This window comes from Embleya hyalina (assembly GCF_003967355.1).
Classification (GTDB): domain Bacteria; phylum Actinomycetota; class Actinomycetes; order Streptomycetales; family Streptomycetaceae; genus Embleya; species Embleya hyalina.
The window spans coordinates 276,143-296,778 of sequence record NZ_BIFH01000022.1 but is presented as its reverse complement, the minus strand read 5'-3'; the positions used below and the strand labels follow the sequence as shown (position 1 = coordinate 296,778).

Annotated in this window: 18 protein-coding genes; 8 read left to right on the top strand and 10 right to left on the bottom strand. The window is 69.6% G+C overall.

All coding sequences use genetic code 11. From position 1 onward, the window contains the following. Window positions 1-15 precede the first annotated feature (15 nt). Window positions 16-489, bottom strand: coding sequence for a hypothetical protein (locus tag EMA17_RS23400; protein WP_126639076.1), 474 nt, complete (start codon window positions 487-489; stop codon window positions 16-18). A gap of 541 nt (window positions 490-1,030) precedes the next feature. Here EMA17_RS23400 and EMA17_RS23395 point away from each other — a divergent pair. Further along, entirely contained in the window at window positions 1,031-1,483 is a 453-nt protein-coding gene (locus EMA17_RS23395; RefSeq protein WP_126639117.1) for a cupin domain-containing protein, read from the top strand. 580 nt (window positions 1,484-2,063) lie between these two features. Here the strand turns inward: EMA17_RS23395 and EMA17_RS53365 are convergent. Next, entirely contained in the window at window positions 2,064-2,411 is a 348-nt protein-coding gene (locus tag EMA17_RS53365) for a hypothetical protein (RefSeq protein ID WP_126639075.1), read from the bottom strand. A 318-nt stretch (window positions 2,412-2,729) separates the two neighbouring features. On the opposite strand from EMA17_RS53365, the gene EMA17_RS23385 reads away from it, so the two are divergent. Beyond that, a complete protein-coding gene (locus EMA17_RS23385) occupies window positions 2,730-3,101 on the top strand; it encodes a hypothetical protein (protein ID WP_126639074.1) in 372 nt (123 codons plus the stop codon). A 494-nt stretch (window positions 3,102-3,595) separates the two neighbouring features. Here EMA17_RS23385 and EMA17_RS23380 read toward each other — a convergent pair whose 3' ends face one another. Continuing rightward, on the bottom strand, window positions 3,596-4,879 hold the full coding sequence (locus tag EMA17_RS23380) for a WD40 repeat domain-containing protein (protein WP_126639073.1): 1,284 nt from the start codon (window positions 4,877-4,879) through the stop codon (window positions 3,596-3,598). Window positions 4,880-5,092: 213 nt separating this feature from the next. Between EMA17_RS23380 and EMA17_RS51915 the strand changes: the two genes are divergently transcribed. The 3 genes from EMA17_RS51915 (at window position 5,093) to argJ (ending at window position 7,920) form a co-directional block, all read left to right on the top strand. Further along, window positions 5,093-5,251, top strand: coding sequence for a hypothetical protein (locus EMA17_RS51915; protein WP_160161526.1), 159 nt, complete (start codon window positions 5,093-5,095; stop codon window positions 5,249-5,251). Between the two features lie 1,128 nt (window positions 5,252-6,379). After that, window positions 6,380-6,727 carry a hypothetical protein gene (locus tag EMA17_RS52975; RefSeq protein WP_174861420.1) on the top strand — a complete coding sequence of 116 codons (348 nt, stop codon included), beginning with the start codon at window positions 6,380-6,382 and terminating at the stop codon, window positions 6,725-6,727. Continuing rightward, entirely contained in the window at window positions 6,724-7,920 is a 1,197-nt protein-coding gene (argJ, locus tag EMA17_RS23370; RefSeq protein ID WP_126639072.1) for a bifunctional glutamate N-acetyltransferase/amino-acid acetyltransferase ArgJ, read from the top strand. The genes EMA17_RS52975 and argJ overlap by 4 nt, the downstream gene beginning before the upstream one ends. Here argJ and EMA17_RS23365 read toward each other — a convergent pair. From EMA17_RS23365 to EMA17_RS23340, 6 genes are all read right to left on the bottom strand, one after another. After that, window positions 7,898-8,857 (bottom strand): HEAT repeat domain-containing protein, encoded by a 960-nt coding sequence (locus EMA17_RS23365; RefSeq protein ID WP_126639071.1) that lies wholly within the window; start codon window positions 8,855-8,857, stop codon window positions 7,898-7,900. The two genes, argJ and EMA17_RS23365, sit on opposite strands and share 23 nt — an antisense overlap. Window positions 8,858-9,070: 213 nt before the next feature. After that, window positions 9,071-9,862, bottom strand: a complete 792-nt coding sequence (locus EMA17_RS23360) for a hypothetical protein (RefSeq protein ID WP_126639070.1) — start codon at window positions 9,860-9,862, stop codon at window positions 9,071-9,073. A gap of 126 nt (window positions 9,863-9,988) precedes the next feature. Continuing rightward, window positions 9,989-10,444: a hypothetical protein gene (locus EMA17_RS23355; protein WP_126639069.1), complete on the bottom strand. Its 456-nt coding sequence runs from the start codon at window positions 10,442-10,444 to the stop codon at window positions 9,989-9,991. A 473-nt stretch (window positions 10,445-10,917) separates the two neighbouring features. After that, window positions 10,918-11,187 (bottom strand): SEL1-like repeat protein, encoded by a 270-nt coding sequence (locus tag EMA17_RS23350; protein ID WP_126639068.1) that lies wholly within the window; start codon window positions 11,185-11,187, stop codon window positions 10,918-10,920. 349 nt (window positions 11,188-11,536) lie between these two features. Then, window positions 11,537-13,117, bottom strand: a complete 1,581-nt coding sequence (locus EMA17_RS23345; protein WP_160161525.1) for a pre-peptidase C-terminal domain-containing protein — start codon at window positions 13,115-13,117, stop codon at window positions 11,537-11,539. A 639-nt stretch (window positions 13,118-13,756) separates the two neighbouring features. Further along, a complete protein-coding gene (locus tag EMA17_RS23340; RefSeq protein ID WP_126639066.1) occupies window positions 13,757-13,984 on the bottom strand; it encodes a hypothetical protein in 228 nt (75 codons plus the stop codon). Between the two features lie 4 nt (window positions 13,985-13,988). Here EMA17_RS23340 and EMA17_RS23335 point away from each other — a divergent pair, with 4 nt between their 5' ends. Beyond that, a complete protein-coding gene (locus EMA17_RS23335) occupies window positions 13,989-14,255 on the top strand; it encodes a hypothetical protein (protein WP_126639065.1) in 267 nt (88 codons plus the stop codon). Between the two features lie 2 nt (window positions 14,256-14,257). Here the strand turns inward: EMA17_RS23335 and EMA17_RS23330 are convergent, their stop codons facing one another. Beyond that, complete coding sequence (locus EMA17_RS23330; RefSeq protein ID WP_126639064.1) at window positions 14,258-17,131, bottom strand: ATP-binding protein; 2,874 nt, start codon at window positions 17,129-17,131, stop codon at window positions 14,258-14,260. Window positions 17,132-17,385: 254 nt separating this feature from the next. On the opposite strand from EMA17_RS23330, the gene EMA17_RS23325 reads away from it, so the two are divergent. Together EMA17_RS23325 and EMA17_RS23320 are read left to right on the top strand one after the other, a co-directional pair. Continuing rightward, window positions 17,386-18,957, top strand: coding sequence for a S8 family peptidase (locus tag EMA17_RS23325; RefSeq protein WP_126639063.1), 1,572 nt, complete (start codon window positions 17,386-17,388; stop codon window positions 18,955-18,957). Between the two features lie 197 nt (window positions 18,958-19,154). After that, a complete protein-coding gene (locus EMA17_RS23320) occupies window positions 19,155-20,621 on the top strand; it encodes a trypsin-like serine protease (RefSeq protein ID WP_126639062.1) in 1,467 nt (488 codons plus the stop codon). The last annotated feature ends 15 nt before the right edge of the window (window positions 20,622-20,636 follow it).

The following is a 20,636-nucleotide window of genomic DNA, read 5'->3' as shown; positions in this document are numbered from 1 at the left end:
CGGGAGCGCCGGACGCTACGGCCACACGACCCGGCCCTCTCGAACCATCAGGGGCTCGAACCGGTCCGACTCGTAGAACCTGGTCCACCCCAGGCGGATCGTCCCGGCGTCGGTGCGGTGTCGGTCATCCGCCTCGGTCGCCAGCCAGCCGAGCAGTTCACCGATCAGCTCGAACTCGTCGGGGTGGATCTCCTGACGAATGGTCAAAGCCCACGCTCCGTTCCGGGAATGCTCGGGTCTCACCAGCGTCGACACGAGCGCACCTCCCACATGCCGGGCCGCGCCGTGCAGGCCCAGAAGTGGCTCGGGGTGATCCTCCACGGCGAGTTCCCCGTCGTCCTGCTCCACCACGATCGGAAACCGGGGCACGATGCGGAGAGTCTGCGGTCGGGGGCCCAGCCCGAGATGCCACCGCAGTTCCGCGACCTCCTCGTCGGACAGGTCCTTGCGCAGATTCAACGCGATCGAGAGCTCGTAGACGTCGGCCATCGCGTCACGCTATCGCCCCGGTACGACGACACGATCGGCAACGGCGCGCCCGTCCCTCGGACCGGGGCCGAACACCGCACCGGCTGCCGAGCTCGTGCGAGATCGGCACGCACCGGATGCTGCCGTCCTATTCCTGGCCCTGGTCGCGCGCGTGATGTGGTCGGAGAAGGAGTTCAGGCTGCTGTGTGGCGCTCCGGCTACCGAAGCACCCGCCGGAACCCGGACTTGAGGCCGGTCGGTTGCGCGAGACCGAGTCGGGCGTCCTCGTCGTCGGGTTCCGGGGGGTGAGCGCTGGAGCACACAGCCGGCGACGATCCGCCGAATCGCGATCATCTCCTCGTGGAAGGAACGCAGTTCGTAGGCGAGCCAGTCGTCCGGGTTCGGGCCGAACCGGCAGTCGAGCCGACGGTCCCGGATCGGCGGGGTCGGCGCGACTCGCATTTTTGCCAATTCAGCAAATATATTTGCCATATTCGTGGGTTCGAACGCAGCCTGGAGGTACGGCCGCCTTCGGCCGTTGCAGACCATCAGGAGGGCAACGATGAGCGACCCCGTAAGCGTCGAAGCCGCAGGCGGAGACAAGCCCGAAACCCCGAGAGGCGACCGCCTCCGCCTCATCCGGGCAGGTGAGTCGAACCTCCCCGGAGTCGGCGCCGTCATCAGCGGCGGCACGGTCGGTTCGAGGAAGCTTTGGATGGGGCTGATCGTGAACCCGCCGTCGAGTGCGACGGACAACCACCATCACGGCGATTCGGAGGCGGGTGTCTTCGTGGTCAGCGGACACCCTCTGTACTTCTTCCACGACGGCACCAAGGAGGTACGCATCGAGGCGGGGCCGGGCGACTTCCTCCACGTGCCCCCGTTCGTTCCCCACCGTGAGGAGAATCCCGACCCGAACGAGCCCGTGGTCGTCGTGATCGCCCGAACCACCCAGGAACCGATCAAAATCTCCGTGCCGGAGCTGTACCGACTCGAAGAGGCATCCCCGCTGTAGCACGAGAGCGGGAAACGGCCGGCGGGCGCCGGGTTCGCCGGCCTCGAAGCGGGTTTCGCGGACCCGTCCCCCGGACGACAAGCCTTGGGAACGCACGGCGCAGGGCGCCGAGTTCGCGCTCCTCATGAGAGGCATGCCGTAGGCGGCCGCCGACGAGGTTCGGCCGCGGCGGGTTCTTCCGACCGGTGGGCGGCGTTCGGGCATCGGTCGGTCGGCACGGTCGTCCCCGGAATGAAATGCCTTCGACGGCCTTGCCGCGAAATCCGACCGTACGCCCGACGCCGACGCGCGAACGCGACAACAGACGCGTCGGCGTCTGCCCACACCGACGGCCGCACCCGCGTCGGCGCGGTCGTAACCCCCGTCGCGCTGCCCGTGACGGCCCCGCCACCCGACCCGGTGCGCGGCTCGACCTCCGCACCAGGAGAGCGCTGCGGCTGTGGATCGTCGCGGGGTGAGCGTTATTGGGCTTGATGACCACGACCGAGGATTTACGCTCGCTCCGCCCGGGCCGAATGGGCGCGACCTCGTGGTGCGACCGCTGTCGCGCCCGACGACGGCGAGGTGATCGTCGACGGTCTCAGTAACGAGACGTGGGGTGGAGTCTCGAGCAGGAACCCATGCCCGGATAGAACGAATTCGGCTCCATGTAGCCGAAGCCCACGTAGGGAACATATACGGCAACCATTCGATAGGCGTGAACGCCCACTTGCATCTCCACGACGCGTCCTCGGCCGAGTCTCACCGAGGTCCACTGCCGGAAGGCGTTCTTGGGCGGGACATGGAGCAGCGGGCCGTTCTCGCCGACCGTCTTCTTGCACCAGGTCGACGGCGGGTTGACCGCGTGGGCCGTGGCCGCCGGAATGGCAACCAGTGACGCTGTCCCCAGCGTCACGGCAACGAGGGCTCGAATCCCCGACTTCCTCATCACAATCCTTCACGTGGCGCGTTCACGACTTCCGCCACCGGAACCCGAGTTCTCGACCGCCCCCACACGGGTCTGCGATCCGCCGAGCCCTCGGCCGGCGGCTCCGCCCGAACGTCCATCCTGGATCGGATCGGAACCGGACGACGAGCAAAAAGGCGCCACATTGCCCTTCGCGTGGGCCTTCGCCGTGTGGCGAGGCCGGCCTCCGGCCGCGGGCGTCGTCACGGAGAATCGGCGCAGAATTACGTGCCGTCGTGACGCGATGCGCGTGACCGTGAACCTTCGATCGCATCTTCGAGTCGAGCGAGGCACATTCATATGCGAAACAAAGTGGCGGGTCTGTTCGCGACCGCTGCCACCCTGGTGTCCGTCGTCGCGTTCGGCGCGCCGCCGGCCGCCGCGAATCCGGCCCGCGCCACGGTGGATTGGCCCTGCCTGACCACGTCGAACGTCTGCGTGTACGAGCATGCGAACGGTGGTGGACGCAGGATCAACCACCACGCCTGTGGAACGTTCCCCCTCCCGGACGCGTATCGCAACGCCGTGTCGTCGGTGTTCACCGCGCAGGGCGCGCGGGTCACACTGATCGATGTGGACGCCAATCAAAGGTGGTACTTCGGCGGCCCCGGCGGCGGGAACGTGCCGGCCTGGATGAACGATCGCGCCGACGCCATCGAGATCTTCTGCTGAACCGCGCGACACCGATGAGGAACCCGAATCCGGCCGTGACGCAACATTCGGATGTCGTTGGTGATCTTCGACGGCGGCGCGGGCGTTCGCCATGGTGACGTACGGCCCACCGCTCGGTTCCCCGGGATGGGGTGCGGGTCGAGGGGACGCGGGGCGACGAACGGGCCTCCGGCCGGGACCCGGAGCCGGGTGAGCGGCCGGCGTACGGCGTCGCGGAGTCCCTCCGGAATCGGATCAATTCCCGTCTCGCACCGGGTGCGTACCCGGGCGGCACTTGGTCGAACAGCCGGGCGGCGGTGTCCTCCCGCCCCGCGGCACCGGGCGAACGCGCAACCCTCGGTCACCCCGGCGGTGCGACACCGCCCGGTCTTGCCGGTCGGGCATCGGGTCGTCGCCGGCGTGGCGCACATGCCGATCATGTGTCGGAATCCGGCAAGGTTTCGCCGGAGGTGGTCGGGTGGCGTCGTGGATCGGTTGCCGCCGGCAGGGAGACGTCAGGTCTTCGGGTGCAGAGTGTGGACGCGGATCCCGGCCGCCTCGGCGACGGCGAACCGGCTGCCGTCGGGGGAGAACGCGAAGCGCAGGACGGTATCGGGGTCGTGGGCCAGGCGGTCGGCGAGCGGAAGGCCGGTGGCCGGGTCCCACAGGCGCACGCCGCCGTGGACGCCGCTGGTCGCCAGGAGTGTGCCGTCCGGGGAGAAACGCATGAGCCGGACCTCGCCGGTGTGGCCGTCGAGCGGCCGGCCGCTCCGGTCGCGCAGGCCGTAGGGGTCGAACAGGTGCACGGCACCGCCCGAGGCCACGGCGAGCACCGTCCCGTCCGGGGACAGTTCCACCGCCTCGACCCGGCCGGGGACCCCGAAGGGCTTGCCGACCACGCGCAGGGAGGCCGGGTCCCACAGGTCCACACCGGATACCTCCGAGACGGTCACGATCAGGTCGCCGTCCGGCGCCACGATAACGTGTGAGATCTGCTCCGGCCGCGAGGACGGATAGCTGTCGCGTGGATTCGGCACACTTTGTGCGTACGGGCTCCGGGCCTCTCCGAGAGCGTGCCCGCGGTACACGAACAGGGTGCCGCCGATCGCGAAGGCCCGGCACTCCCGATCCGACGAATACGCGATCGGGGTGAGCGTGTCGCCGGGCTGCACCACCGCGGTGCAGGTGATCGTCTCGTAGTCCCGCTCGTCGACCCAGGGGCTGCGGACCTCCACTCTCCCGTTCCCGTCGGGCAGCGTCACCCACACGGCGACGGAGCCGTCACGGTCGACCTGGACGTACCCGCGCTCGCCGACCTGGCGTTGCGCCGCTGCGCGCCGGTCCGCCCACGAGGTGTCCGCGAGCCGGTCCCCGGTCTCCAGGTCCACGACGACCTCCTCTCCCGCCGCCGTGCCGACGTACAGACGGAAGGGGGCCCGACCGAAGACCGCGATCCACGCCGGGGGGCCGGCGAAGCCCGCAAGCAGGTGGTTGCCTCCCAGCCGGCCGCGACCGTGCGGCGCGTCGGTACGGCGGGCGTTGCGGACTCGCGCGGCACGGGTGCGCGCCTGCTGCCAGAGCCTGGCCCGCTCCGTCGAAACCCGGCACGAGGACAGCAGTTCGTCCAACGGGCCGGCCTGCGGAATCGCGCCGGCCCGCCAGTTCGCGATGCTGTTCTCGGCGATGCCCGCGGCCCTCGCCAACGAAGCCGCCGATTGCGTGCACAGCGCCTCGTCCAGCAGCGCCACCAACACCGCGGTGAAACCCTCCGGCGTGCCCACGTCCTCCAGATCCGCCACAGCGCACCCCTCCCCCGGTGTTGCGCCGCAACTTGCGCCCCAACCCCGCCCACGAGCCTAGGGCTACATCTGCGCCCTCACCTGCGGTTTCCCCAACTTGCTCAGGTGCGAGGCGACTTCGCGCAGGATGCATGGTCCTGCGGCGGCACCCGCCTATCAAGGAGACACCGGAGGCACCCGCCACCGGGAACCGCCCGCACCCCGGGGGACGCCATGACCTTCATCCGACTGCTCCTCGCACAGGCCACCGTCGGTCTCGCGGCCGGCCTGCCCTCCGCACTCGCCGCCGCCTTCGCCCCCTCGGCCGTCCGCCGTCTCGTGCGACGCCGCGCCCGCCGACACACCCGCCCGGAAGGCGAACAGGCCGAGTGACCCACTGCGGGGCGACACGCCGACCCCGACGCCCCACCGGCTGAAGTTCCCGCCCGCCGGACCGCCCCCGCACGAAATCCCCTACCGGTCGGCCGCCTTCGCGATGGCGCGGGGGCGCCGGCCTGCGGCGGTGCCTGCCGAGAGTCGAGCGATCCACATCGGCTCCCCGAACGGCGGAGCGAACGGCTGGGCGGGGTCCTGCTCCGGCGCGCGCATCGCGTGCGGGGCTGGGCGCGGCCGGGCGATCGATGCGGCGGCGCAGCACGCTCGGGTCGGCGCCGGTGGTCACCTTCCACGGTGGCGCGCGTGTGGCCGGGGTATTGCTCGCGCCGTGCGGCGTGGGTGGGGTCGTCGCGGTGGTGGGGCCTTCGTGGAGGCGGTTTTCGGCCCGGCGGGTCCGGGTGTCGATCTCGGCGGTGTGGCGGTGCAACGGCGTGGTGGCGCGATCGGGTTCGATCAACCGCGCCCGGGCCGGCGCGCGGCGCGGCCTCGCCGGTTCCGGCGCGCGGGCGCGGTGATCGCGACCCGGCCGCCTCGGACGACCGTGGGCCGGTCGGTCATTGGTACTCGAGCGCCCGGGTCGTCGACGTGCCGCTCATGAGGCGGTTGTCGGTGTCGACCGTGACCCGGAAATACAACCTGCGCGGTGGGAAGGTTCTCCTTGGCGGTGCCGGTGACGGGCCCGCCGGGCCGATGCCGCGGGTGGCCCGGTTTCATGGTCGTCTCGCGTGCGGCGGGGCGGGGCGGGTTCGCCGCAGCCGCTGGGGAGCACCCGTCGGCAGCACCACCGCGACCACACCACACCGGATTCCGAACGGGTCGCGAACACGCGCATGCGCCGCGAGCCTGGTGCGCAAAGGTGGTCCTCCGCCGGGGAGTTCGCCGCCGGTTCGGACGCGGAGGCTCGGCGCACGGAGCCGGGTGTCGTCCTCGACGAGACCACCGTGCGACGCCGGTTGTCGGGGCACGGCCGGTACAGCCGGTGACCCCAACGCGCCCAACGCCTGGCGCCGGAGCGCATCTTCGGACTCCCGGGCACCGAGCTCGGGTTCATTTCGCCGAACCTCCTGTAGCCGCACGCGAACGGACGCCGGACTCATCGCCGCCGTGCTCCCTTCGGCCCACGACGTGACCGTGCGCCCCTGGGCCGAACGGAACCACGACATCGTGCGCCGGACCGAACTCGACACCGGCGGTCACTTCCTGGCGATGGAAGTGCCGGATCGATCCGTCGGCGACGTTGGTGACTTCCTCCGCGCGCCGAGGTGGAGTGACCCGCGTATCGCGGACAGCGAGGGCATCCGGCGCCGGCCACACGGTCGCGGAACGGACGCGCGTGTGCCTCTGATCGCCTTGGCCGATCCTCCGGGCCGCGGAGCGGCGAGGGCAATCGAACGCGGGCTCACGGGCGGCCGCGCGGCATGGCGAAAAGTGCTGGACGCGCCGACGATCACGATGCGACTGTATGCCGCATGACACATATTCATGCAGACAGTGAAGGGTGTGCGTCGCTGACGTGGCCCAACGGCTTCCGGGCCTACACCGGCCATGGTGGGATGCGCGACCGGGGGGACGACATCTCGATCGTGGCGTCGGACCGGCCGTCCGTCAGCGCGGCGATGTTCACTCGGAGCCGCTTCGCGGGGCCGGCCGTGGTGCTCAGCCGCGCACACGCCGCCGGACAACACCTCCGGGCTCTTTGTACGTTGGCGAAGAATGCCAACGTTGCCACCGGGCGGCAGGGCGAGGAGAACGCCGCCGAGGTCGTCCGCCGGGTCGCCGGGATCCTGGACATCCCCGAGGGCGAGGTGCTCATCGGCTCCACCGGGGTCATCGGGCGTCCACTGCCGATGGACACCATCCGCGCCCACCTCGACGAGACCGCGCAGCGCGGTCCGGCGGCCTTCGAGGCGGGACCGCTGGACGTGGCTCGCGCGATGATGACCACCGATACGCGGCCGAAGACTGCCGAACGGACCGTCGGTCCGGCCCGCATCGTCGGCGTCGCCAAGGGTGTCGGCATGCTGGAACCGGACATGGCCACCATGCTCGCCTACGTGTTCACCGACGCCGCCCTCGCCCCGGGCGACCTGGACGCCGCGCTTCGCGGCGCCGTGGACAAGACGTTCAACTGTCTGAGCGTGGACACCGACACATCCACCTCCGACACCGTGGCGTTGATCGCCAACGGCGCGGCCGGCCCCGTCGACCTTGCGGCGTTCTCCCTCGCGCTCGCCGACCTGTGTCTGGACCTGACCACACAACTGGCCGGTGACGGCGAAGGCGCGACCAAGCTTCTGCGTGTGACCGTCGGCCGGGCCCGGGACTACCGGCAGGCCAAACGCGTCGCGAAAACCGTGGTGAACTCGCCCCTGGTGAAGACCGCCGTCCACGGAGCCGACCCGAACTGGGGCAGGGTCGTCATGGCCATCGGCAAGAACAGCGACGACACGGACATCGAACCGAACAAGGTGACCGTGCGGTTCGGCCCGATCGAGGTCTACCCCCGAGAACCCGAACCGGACACCCTCGACCAACTCGTCGACATCATGCGGCGGGACGAGGTCGACATCACCATCACCCTCGGCCTCGGCGACGCCACCGCCACCGTCTACGGCTGCGACCTCTCCGAGGGATACATCCGCGTCAACGCGGACTACACCTCGTGAGACAGGAGGACGCGGCGGTCGGGCACGGGCCCGACACGCGGGCCGTGGGGCCACCGTCCGACCATCGAGCCTCCCGTGTTTCCACCCTGGGCTGCGTCAGGTTGCCTCGGCGACGCCGCCGGGGCGCGGCCCCCTCGTCGCCCGTGTCGTTCATTTGCCGCCAAGCGGCGGTCAGTCGCGCACGGTCGGGCGGATCGTCGACGTCCGGATCGATCGACAGACCGATCAGACGCCCCACCAGGACCGCACAGTTCTCGGCCAGATCGGGGTCCGGGTCGTCGGCGAGGGGCAGTACGAGTTCGATGGCCTCGGGGGTGCCGACTTCGACGAGTGCCCACATCGCGGAGAATCGGACATGATTGTCGGGATCACCCAGGGCCTGCGCCCACAACCGAACCGCTCCCGGCGGGCGGATCAGATCCAGAGCCCGCACGGCGAGTTCCCTGACCAGGGGCGACTCGTCGTGCAGAGCGGTGATGGACAGGCTCGATCCGGATGTGTCACCCAGCTTGGCCAGAGCCATCGCCGCTTCCAGCGCCAAGGCCCGCAGTTCCCCGTCATCCGAGTCGGCGTACACCAGTGCGGCCCGCAGACCCTCGACCGCGGCCGGATCACCGTGGACGCCCAGTGCCGCCGCGGCCGCACGACGAAGGTCCGGCGTTCGACCGGCGTCGGACAACACGCCCGACAGCGCGACCGGTACCCCGGGTTCGTCGAGGGAGGCCACGGTATCCACGACCAGATACGGCAGGCAGCGCGCACAATCGGGGGGCATGTCGGGGACAGCGGCGAGCAACGTGACCCACAACGGCATCAGAGCCGGCTCGCGGCTCTGTCGAATGACCCGCTCCATGGCCACGGCGGATTCGGTCAAGGGCCAGTGGTCCATCACCATCACGAGTTCGCCGATCGCGCCGCTCTCCACGTCGGGCGGCACGCTCGCGCTCGCTGCCGCAACCGCCTCCGTACGCGCTCGAGCCAGCAACTCGGTTGCGGAGAAAGCGATCGCGGACCCATTGGAGCACGCGGACGCACGGCCCGCGGCCGTGAAGCATGGTCGTCCCGAACCGCGGTGCGGTGACCCGGGACGGACCCGCGCGATGTCACGGTGGAGTGGGCGTTGGCGTACCGAATCCGGGGGCGGCCGCGGTCACCCGACGTCGGCGGCGCCCAACGCGGCTTGCAGCAGCGCGTCGGCCCCTCGATCGTTGTGGTCCAGCGCTTGATCCACGATGCCCATCGCCGCCCCGAGTTCGATCCCTTGGTCGAATCCGAACGCTTCCAGTAGGTGACGGATGAGCCACATCCGCCCTGCGCGGACGTGTTCGGTGCGGAGTATGGGGGCGATGCTGTAGCCGGAACGATGAGCATCGCGAATTCGGTCCGGCAGGTTCCAGTGATGCTCGGTTTGGGAAAGGCGGCGGCCGAGGACGTCGTCGAGTTCATCGTCCGCCATACGGCCTGTCCGCCAAGCGCCGATCTCGAGGCACTCCGACAAGGCGAGGCCGAACGCTTGATGCATCGTCCACATCAAAGCCATCGCGGTCGGCGCCGCACCGGCTCGCTCGGCAGGCGAGCCCTGGGGCGAACGGAGTGTTCGCGCATGCAGGATTCGCAGGATTGCGGTCGGATCCCGGCCGGCTCCTCGCAGGGCCCGCAGTTCCTGGGCCGCGGCGACGATGTGGCGACGCGGGAGGCATGTGTGGTGTCGCGGCGGCGGTAACGACTCCGATCGGTCCAAGTCTCCGTGCGGCGCGGGAATCGAGAGACTCACGGTCACCGGGCCGTCATCCGAGCCGAGGCGGGCAGGCAGAGCCTCCGTCACCCGGGCATACGCATCCGCACCGCAGCGTGCGCGGACCTTCTCCACGCCGCGCGCCGTACGAGGCACGCCCTCGTCGAGCCAGTAGTCGGCGTCCCAGTGCACTTCGATGTCGATCATCAGCAACACCTCCGATGCGCCGATCGGCTCGCAGATGTCGTGCAGCTCGAACTGCCGGGCGTAGAAGTCGGCATGGAAATCGGGCGTCTACGACCGGGTACCAATTTCGCGCGGACGCGGGAGATGTCATTCTCCCCGAAGAATATCAAGGTAGAACTGCTCCATGAATGAATTCAGGGGGTGCGGCCCGGCGGAGACAGTGAAGCCCGATGCCTCCGCATCGAGTATGTATTGGCCGGAAGTGGCAGCATTCAGGACGGTTTCACGGTCGGCATGACGCTCCAGGGCGACAGCCTGGTCGAGTTCGCAGCGCAGTCGACGACGTTGATCGGATGTTCGCCAAAGATGGAAGATGAAATCCCCCAGAATTCCCCCTACTTGCCCGAGCGGGGGTAGTTGCAGGCCACGATGACCAACCGCATACAAGCGCCGAATCAAGGCGATATCGCGGAGCACTTCGTCGGGTCCCGCAAAGTGAGCCATGTGGGAATTGAACGGAAGGAACTCTCCGGCGTCGGTGTACACCTTGAAGGCCACTGGCCTCAGCTCTTCTACGGCCGTGCGCAACAGCAGCTTGAACAAGTTCACATTCCGCCGAACATCGACGGGCGTCGAAACGATCTCTCGGCTGCCGATCGGAAGAACGTAGGGCGCGGCAGTCGCGATGGAAAGGCGAGTATCTCCATCGATCCACCACTCTCCTGCGCGTCCGACGCAACTTCCACCGAGGCATTCGAGCGTCAAGGGAACGCATGTCGTCCTTATGAATCCACTCCCTCGGTCCACCTCATGTCGGGCCATCGTCGTTCGGATGGAGAATGAATACGTGGAAGAATCCCATACCTCAAGAGCAGCGAGGAGACCGCGTGAATCCATATGCCCCTGCCGGTGAAATATGGGGCGCAGGCTGTTCTCTGAAAAAACGCGGAACCCGTGGAAAACGGGGTCTGAAGCCTCCACTGTTCCGAGGGATTCGATCAGGACGGGGAGCGCCGACAGGGGGCGGCGGAAAGCAGACGGGTCGGTCCAGAAACGCGCTTCGAGATCAGTTGACATCACAGGCCTCGCGGCAGCGGGTTTCGGGTTTCGTCGGCCGCCTTGCGGTACCACCCTGCGGACTGGCCGGTATCGCCCGACACATAGGCAATCACACCGAGTTCGTTGGCCGAATCGGCATGTCCCGCTGCGGCCGCACGACGGAACCAGCGCTTGCCCTCCGCGACGTCGCCTCCCTGGTAGCCTCGCCGGCCGATCCGGAACATCGTGCCGTTGTGGCCGTCTTCCGCTGCCTGGCGATACCGGTCGCACTTGCGGATTCCTCGCATCGTGGAATCAGGCGGACCATGCCGGCCGCTCGTACCCGCGCCGAAGCTCGCTCGCGCAACATCCGCACACTCGCCAACGCTGCACGAGATCACCGCCCGGGGATAGGAGATTCCCGACGGTGTTCGTGCGTGCCCGCTGCATTACCGTCGCTCGGAACGGCGTTCCCCTCGCGGAGTTGCCGGGGCGGGCCGACGACGTGGCCTGGGCGACCTCTCGTAAGGTGCGGCGGCGGCAGGCGGTGCTCGCGCGGGCGCGGGCTCGAGCGGCGAAGGCCCGAAGTCGTCGCCCTCGCGCGTCCGTAGCGACGAGTGGCCCCTGCGGCGGGCGGGCATCGATCGGTACGACGTCTCAATGTGACAGGCCGAAGGCGGTTCGCGTGAGAGTGTCCTCGGTTCCGGACAGGCCGTCCGCCGGGGAGAAGGTGTCGACCCCGAAGTGTTGGGGCGCGGGGTCGTCGAATGTTCCTCCGATGCCGTCCGGGCCGGGGTCCATGAACGACTTGTCGTGGTCCATCAGGCCGAAGACGCCGTCGTCCGAAGTGGTGTGCCAATTGCCCACGCTGTGTCCGATCTCGTGCGAGACGAGATTCGCGATCACTCGGGATATGTAGGCGATCCTGTTGCTTTGTGGGGTCATGTAGTGGTTCAGCGAGGAGGTGTTGTCGGCGGATCCGCTCAGCACGTCCAACATGATGATCGAGGTGTCCTGTGTGTCGAAGTTTCCGGTGTCGATCGACGTGCTCACTCCCAGCGTCGGCAGCCCGGTCTCGGCGACGGTGCCGCCGACGATCACGTGATCGACGTCGCTCGGGTCGGCTGGTTCGGGATCACGCGCACCGTTGAGAACGCGGACGGCGAACCGGTGGTTCACGTTGCTCGCGTCGACGTCGGCTTGCACGCTTCGACGAACAGCCGCAGTGATCGCGTCGCTCAGGGGGAGTTCGTCGGAGGCGTCCAGACCCCACCCGTCGAGAAACGAGCGCATGGGGCTGGTCGCCCGCGGCCCGGCTGCCACCGGGGGCAGTCCCGCGCCGGCGAAGATCGAGGGGTCGAGTCGGGCGCCGGCGAAGTCCAGGACGATCGTCTGGACGCGGCCGGTCCGTTCGAGGTTCGGCCTGGTCGTCAGCACCGTGAGTGTGTACGACCCCGTGACGTCGCCGGAGACCCGGACCCGATACACGCCGGTGCGGTCGGCGATGTCGTCGGCGGACAGCTTTCCGGAGGGCAGGGGGCTCTTGGCCGGATGGTTGTGGGCCACGTTGCCGGTCGACCCCTCGGCTTCCGTTCCGCCCGGTCTGTAGATCGCCACCTTGTCGGGAACCCCGTCCACGGCGGCTCCTATCACGTCGCCCTTGCGCAGGCACACGGTGTAGTCGGTTGCCGCGACGACCCCCGCGCTGATGTCGAGTGTGTACGGCCCTTCACTGGTGACGCCGTTGCCACCGGCGGAATCGAAGGGGTCGGCCGGCCGTGATCCGGAGGCGGAGATCATGACGTGGTAGATCCCGCCGATGCCCACGGTTTCGATCAGGGTGGTGTTCGTACCACCCGGGACGTCGTCGGCGGTGGCCACCACGTTTCCCGAGGCGTCGTAGAGCGTCACCGCGGAGTCGAGGGTTCCGGACCGACTGCGGACCTTCACGGAGATCGTTTGCCCGGCGTCCGCGTCGACGCGATAGAAGTCGAAGTCGCCCCTGCCGTCACCACGGCTGCCGTGCGGCCCGTCGCCGATCACCCCATCGGTGGTGACCGCGTTGCCGACTTCCTTGATGCCGGTGGGTGTGGCGGTTGTCACGGATCCGTCGTCCTCGTGTCCGGGCGACATCGCGACCGGGACGAACGAGGTGGCCAGATGGCCGTCGACCGTGACGGAACGACGATCGTCACGGCCCTTTTCCAGGGGGTCGAGCGTTTTCGTCACGGGAGTCATCGGCCGATCCCCGCCATCGTCCCAGGACGACGCCGATCCACACGAGGGGAACAGATTCCGAAGGAACGGTCTCTCGGTGGTGCCGAGGCGTGGGCTCGACATGTCCGTCGTCGACGGAGCCAGTGTGATCACCATGCCCAATGCCACGAGGACGGCAACGGGCAGATGTTTCTTCATGGGACTCCTTGTCGGCCACGTCGGCCGGTGACCCGCGCCGTCGGTTCTTCCCGACGACGTCGCGGTCGGTCACACCCCACATGCGCCCGCGACTGGGACACCACGCGCGACCAGCCGATCACGCACGCCTCGGACAGCCTGCCGACGCCCTCCGGCGGCGCCTAGGAAGAACGCGACCCCTCCCGGTGTCGCACCCCTCGTGACGACCCGGCGGGAGAGCCTTCTCGGGAAGCGACGTGGTGTCGTTGGCCAACTGTCGGCGGCCACAGGTGTGTTCGCGCCCCGCACGACGAGTACGACGCGGCGTTCGTCGGCGTGGTGGCCCGATGCGATCGGGCGTTCGTCACGGTCCGAGCCGGTCTTCGAGGTCGCCCATCCGGCGTCAATCAGGGGCCCCTCCCCCGCCATCCGGGTGAACCCGTGGGTGCGCGCCGCCGGTTCGCCCGGCCCTGTCCTCTCGCGTCATGGTGGCGTGGTGACCCTTCCCGATGGCTTGAGCCCGTCCTCGCCGACGCGGTCGGCTGCTCCGGGCAGGGCACGCTCGAACAGAGCGAACGAGCCATCGGGGCCGGTCTGATGCGGCGACACCCGATCGTCGTCCCTCGGAAAGGCCGCCACGACAGCCCGGGCACCACCGCGCAGCGTCAGGAGATCGCCGACGCGCTCCAGGCCATGCCCCAGGTCCAGCACGTCTATGACCGCGGACGACGTCGGCCCCGGATGGAGCGGCGGCACCCTCACCGACACCGGCTCCGAACCGTATTTGGGCAACAGCGGCGACGCGGGATGCGATCGCGCCCTGGCGGGCGTACCGGCGGGTTCGATCACCATCGCCCTGGGTACGCGACGCGAGTTCGAAAGCTGCGACGGGCTGCCGCCGGCCGCCTCCGTGCAGGTGTACGACGGCGACGGCTCGGCGCTCCGGTTGGCCGAGACGCGTGGTGGATGGAGGGCGGGGTGAGGTCACAGGCGGAGTTCGTGGCGTGACTTGACTCCGAGTTTGCGCAGGACCTTGGCGACATGCTCCTCGACGGTGCGTCGGGACAGGAACATCGCCTGGGCGATCTCGCGGTTGGTGTGGCCGTTGGCCAGGAGGCGGGTCACTTCCCTTTCGCGGGGCGAGAGTTCGTTGCCGTATCCGCGTCGCCCGCGCCGTGAGGGGGTGGTCGCGCCCGCGTCGCGGATCAGGTGGCGGCAGCGGGCCGCATCGCTGGTGGCGCCCAACTCCTCGTACATGTCGACGAGTTCGGTGAGCCCCGCGACGTCGGCGGAGCGCGCCGCGACGGACTCGGTGAGCCGGGCCGTCCGGTAGGGGAGGCCGAGGTCGCGGAAGCGGTCGATCGCCTCGTCGAAGAGGCGGGCGGTGCCGGCGCCGTCTCCGGCGGCCTGGGCGAGTCGGGCCCGGCAGGCGATCAGGGAGGCCTGCGCGATCGGCGTGTCGAACCCGTGGAGCCCGGTGGCCAGATCGGCGACGAAGGCGTGCGCGTCGTCGTGGCGCCCGACGGCCAAGTACGCCTCCACCACGGGGCCGGCCGGTTCGCTCGCCCACGCCCACAGGCCCTTGCGGCGCAACAGTGCCGCGACCCGGTCGGCGTACGCGCAGGCCGCGGCGGTGTCGTCGCGGTTCAGCAGCAGCGTGACCGTCCCGCCGATCGCGGCGGCGGCGACCGGAATCAGGGTCGAGTCGGGCCGGTCCATCCCGGTGGCCCGGAAGGCCGCCCGGGCCCGGTCCCAGTCGCCACGCGCGGTCGCCAGCCACCCCTTCACCAGGTTCAACTCACTGGTCACCCACAGCATGTCGGCGTAGATCCGGTCGAGCCGTTCGACACGTTCGGCCAAGCCCTCCCAGTCTCCGACATACCAATCCAAGCGGGCGCGGGTGGCCTCGGCCGTGCCGAGGATGTAGGACGCGCCGACGCGCCTGGCCAGGTCCATGCCGCTGTGCAGGAACTCCCGGGCCCGCGCGTAGTGCCCGTTCCACACGCATCCGTCGGCCAGGTTGCAATGCGCGCGGGCGAGCGCGAGCAGCGATTCGGCGCCGACCGGCTCGGAGACGGTGGGCAGCATGCCGATCCGATCCCAGGCTCCGGGGTCGCCGGCGAGCATCCGGGACCCGAGCGTGGCGCCCAACAGTTCGGTGCGTAGATCGCTCGGCTCCAGGGCGTCCTGGCCCGCCTGCACCCGTTCCAGCCAGACGAGGTCGTCGGCGTACGGACCGGTGTTGATATACGGCAAGCACAACACGGCCATGCCGCGCAGGCGATGTTCGGGGCGACCGCGCAGCGCGTCGACGGCCGACTCGACCTCGGCCCGCCCCCGACCCATCGCGCCTGCCGCACGGATCAGCAGCCGCCCCAGACACAGCCGGACCTCGCCGCGCGCCTCGTCCGAGAGCCGGGGATCGGACAACAGTTGTTCGATCTGTGCGGTGACCTCTCGATGGTGCAGGCCGATCAACGCGCAATCGCACAGGCTGATCGCGAGTCGATCCACGTCGCCGGCCGGGATGCCGGGTTCGGCCACCGCGGCGCGCAGCAGTTCCATCGCGGTGAAGGCGTCGCCGGCCCGCATCGCGACGTCGGCCGCCGCCTCGCTGTGGCGCAGCCACTGCGCCGTCAGCCCGGCACGCCTGCTGTGCGCGGCCAGTCGGATCAGCGGTGGCGGGTCGAGTCGGGTCAACTCCCGAACCGCGCGCAGGTGCAGTTCCTGGCGGTGGGGCCCGGAGAGGGAGTCGTACACCGCCCGTTGGGCGAGTGGGTGTCGGAAGCCGTACAGATTTTCCGTCACTTCCACCAGAACCGCCCGCTCCAGCAGGCGAGTGACGTGCGCCCGACTTCGGTCCACGCCCGCGACCGCGCTCAGCAGTGCCACGGAGGCGGGTACCTCGAGTACGGCCGAGGCCTGCGCGACGGCCCGCGTGTCGTCCGGTAACGCGTGCATGCGCTCGACCATCGCCTCGCGCAGCAGTACGGGTACCTCCACGATGTCCAGAAGTCGTCGCGCCGTCGGTTCGTCGGCGCACAGGCGCTCCTCCGAGGCGCGCAGCGCGCACGTGGCCTCCTCCACCACGAACGGGATGCCGGCCGTGCGTTCGCGCATGATGTCGGCGAAGCCGGGCGTCACCGGGGCGTCGAGGATCGCCTCGACCAACGTCCGTACGCCCTCCGCGTCCAGCGGTTCCAGGCGCAGGTGCGTTCCGGTGATGCCCGGAGGTGGTCGGAACGCTCGGCCCAGGGGAGCGTTGTCCGGCAGGTCCTCGCGGCGGTAGGTCATGACGAGGGACAGGCCGGGTGGGGGGTCGGTCAGCACGAACCGCAGGAGTTGCCGGGTGCCCTCGTCCGCCCAGTGCATGTCCTCGATCACCAGCACGATGCGGCCGAGCGCGGTCAGCAGGTCGCGGACCGCGCGAAAGAGTCGGTGTCGTTCGGCGGCACGATCCTCCAGCGGCGGCAGCGCGGGCGGCAGGGAGTCGGCCAGTTCGGGCAGGAAGGGACGAAGCGCGCCCACCACCGGGCTCAGCTTTTCGCGTACCCGCTCCAGTCGCTCCGCGCACGGGCGCAGGCACTCGAAGACCACGCCGTAGGGGAAGGGGTCACGCAGCGGTTGGCAGTACCGGACCAGGGACCACGGGGAGCGCTCGCGCGGACCGGCGAGCAGTTCGGTGATCATCCGGGTCTTGCCGACTCCCGCCTCTCCCTCGACGAAGGTCATGGAGGGGAAGGCGGCCACCGCGTCGACCAGCGCGCGCAGTTCCCGGTCGCGGCCGATCAGCTCCCGTGAGCCGGTCCGCAGCACCGCCGGGGACGGGGGTCTCGCGGGTCGCGCACCGTTCGTCATCGTCCTGCTCCCGCCAAAACTCGCCGGCTCGACCGTTGATCGATGGTGGGGGCTCCAGAGGATAACCAAGGCGGTGCCGTCGCGGTAGCCCGTGTCCGGATGCCTGAAACCCGTATCCCTACGGGTACTTGCCACGGTTGTTCGCACGGCGCACCGGATGGATCGTGATCGCCGGGTGGCCCACCGTTCCCTGACCCCGGCAGCCACTCCTCGGGTCCCGCCCATCGGGCCGCGAGCGGGGAGACGGAGTTCTCATGCGAGACATACCCCTGCGCCGAACACGGCGCGTCGCCACGGTGGCCGGGCTGGCCCTGGCCACGCTGGCCGCGGCCGGCATGGCGGGCGCCGCGGAGTCCCGGACCGCGGCCGTCCAGGCCGAGGCCACCGTCCGGCCGGCCCACCAACCGGTGCCGGGACAGTACATCGTCGCCCTGAGGGACGACGCGCCCAAGGCCGTGAGCGGCAAGGCCCACAGCCTGGCGCAGAGTTACGGCGCGGAGGTCACCAGGACCTTCTCCGCCACCTTCAACGGGTTCACGGTTCGCGACACCAGCCCCCAGGCGGCCCGAAAGCTCGCGGCGGACCCGTCCGTCAAGGCGGTATACGAGGACGGCACCGCCCACGCCGCGGGCGGGGAACAGCCGGACCCGCCGTCGTGGGGTTTGGACCAGAGCGACCAGAAGACCACCAATCTGGATCGCAAGTACACATATCCGAATACCGCCGACAATGTCACCGCCTACGTCATCGACTCGGGTGTCAACAAGAACCACGCCGAGTTCGAGGGCCGGGCATCGTTCGGCTACGACTTCGTCGACAACGACGCGGATGCCAGTGACTGCTTCTGGCACGGAACGCACGTGGCGGGCACCATCGCCGGCAAGACCGTCGGCATCGCCAAGAAGGCCAAGGTCGTCGCGGTGCGAGCGCTCGGCTGCAACGGCAGCGCGCCCGACTCGGCCACCGTCGCCGCGCTGGAGTGGGTCGCCACCAACGGCCGGGGTCCGGCCGTGGTCAACATGAGCCTGGGCACCGACGTGGTCGGGGTCGGCGACGAACAGGTCAAGGCGCTGGTGGCGAAGGGCTTCACCGTCGTGGTCTCGGCCGGCAACGCCGGTGCGGACGCCTGCGGGGTCAGCCCCGCACGAGTGCCCGAGGCGATCACCGTCGGCTGGATCGAGCAGGGCGGCCGTCGCAACGGCAACTACGGCACCTGTGTCGACCTGTTCGCTCCCGGAGGCAACATCCACTCCAGCGACAACACCGGCGGCTACCGCAACGGCAGTGGTACGTCGATGGCTTCCCCGCACGTCGCGGGAGCGGCGGCGTTGTACCTGGAGGCGAACCGGAGCGCGACCCCGCGGCAGGTGCGCGACGCGCTCGTCGACAACGCCACGCCGAACCTGGTCACCAACGCCGGTGCGGGTTCGCCGAACAAGCTGTTGTACACCGGCTTCATCGGCGGCGGCCCCGGCCCGGTCTGCGGTGTAAAGGCCAACACCGAGGCCGTGCCCATTCCCGACTCGGGAGAGGGCGCCGGCACGATCACCGTGGCAGGCTGCGACGGCCGCGCATCGGCGACGCTGCCGGTGAAGGTCGACATCGACCACACCTACAGCGCCGACCTGGCCGTCGATCTCGTCGGGCCGAGCGGTGCCGGCTACTCGCTCAAGCGTGCGGGCGGCGTCGGTTCGGCGGACGGCGTGCACCAGACCTTCACGGTCGACGCCTCGGCCGAGAACGCCAACGGGGTCTGGACGTTGCGGGTCAAGGACACGTACCGCTACGACACCGGTGTGCTCACCGGCTGGTCCATCACCTTCTGAGGCCGCAAGAGAGCCGGGCCGCTCCCCCGGGAGCCGACCCCCGGTGCCTCGTGCCCGAGTCGCCGCGCGCATCGAACACAGCCGCGTACATCGAACAGCCGCGCGCGTCGAACAGCCCTCCGAGGCCGAACGCCGGCCTCTGTCGGTCTCCATGTCCGATCCCCAGCCCACCCATCCCATCGGCAAGGGAATCCTCCATGAGAGCACGTCATCTGATAGCGCCACTGATCCTCGCGGTGTCCGCAGCCGTCCTGCCGACCGCCCTACCGGCGTCCGCGCAGACGACACCACCCCCCGCCATCGCCGCCATCCCCACCGATCAACTCCACCCGGACGGTGGCGTCAGCCCCCACGTGGTCAACGGCGAGCGCACCACGGTCCGGGAGAACCCGTCCCTGATCACCGGGCTGCGGGTGGGCGGCGGCGGCCCGCAGGGCGCCTCGTGTACCGCCTCGGTGGTCGGCCGCAACAAGATCCTCACGGCCGCGCACTGCATGATCGACGTAACCGGTGACAAGAGCTACCTGTACGGCGACGACGACCTGAACACCGCAGGCGACGAGAGCTTCCGCACCAAGGTCGCCTCCTACAAGGTGCACCCGAAGTACACCGGGCCCAACAGTTGGCAAAACGGCTACGACGTCGCCGTGGTCACCACGGTGGACGACATTCCGGTGCCCGCGAGCCAGTGGGCCAAGGTGGCCGGGTCGGCCGACAGCGCGCTCACCCAGCCCGGCAGGTCGGGGGTGGCGGCCGGTTGGGGCAAGATTTCCAGCGGTGGCTCCTCCGGCGTGCTCAACAAGACCACGATGCCGGTCAACGACGCGGCCGACTGCCAGGTGTTCGACGTTCGGGTCAACCCCGAACTGATGGTCTGTGTCGGCTACAACGACGGCCGCACCGGCACGTGTTCGGGTGACAGCGGTGGTCCGTTCACCGTGGACGGCGTCGTGGTCGGCGTCGTGTCATGGGGTTCGAGCAAGTGCGACCGCTACAGCATCATGGCCCGCCTCACCAATGTGATGGGCGACTGGGCCAAGGGCGAGATCGGTGGGGGGCAGCCCGGTGACGGGAAGTTCTCGGTCGGTCTCAGTCCCTCCTCCGGGCGCGTGGCGCCCGGCAAGTACGTGTCCACCACGTTGACCAGTCAGGCCGGTGACACGGGGCCCGAGCAGATCGAGTTGTCGGCGACCGGACTGCCGGCCGGTACGACCGCGACATTCCAGCCCACCACCATCGGCACCGGCGGCACCGCGAAGGTCACGTTCGAGACCTCGGCGCAGACCCCGAAGGGCGCCCACACCATCACGGTGCAGGGCAAGGGCTCATCCGGCGCCAAGACCGCGACCTACACCCTCACGGTCGACGACGGCACCACCACCGAAGGCCCCAGGCCGGTGCTGTCACCCGATTCCGCCACCACCACCCCCGGTGGCTTCGTCCGCACGCAGATCACCGTGACCGGGGGCCAGGGCACCAGCAGGCTCACCGCCACGGGTCTGCCGACGGCGCCCTCGTTCTTCCCCCAGTCGGTGCCCGCAGGCGGCACCTCGCGGATGGGCGCCTTCGCCCCGTGGCAGGCGGGTGTCTACAAGATCACCGTCACCGCCACGGACCAGGCGGGCAAATCCGGCAGCGCGGTCTACACCCTGACCGTCCGCTGACGGATTCGACCCGGC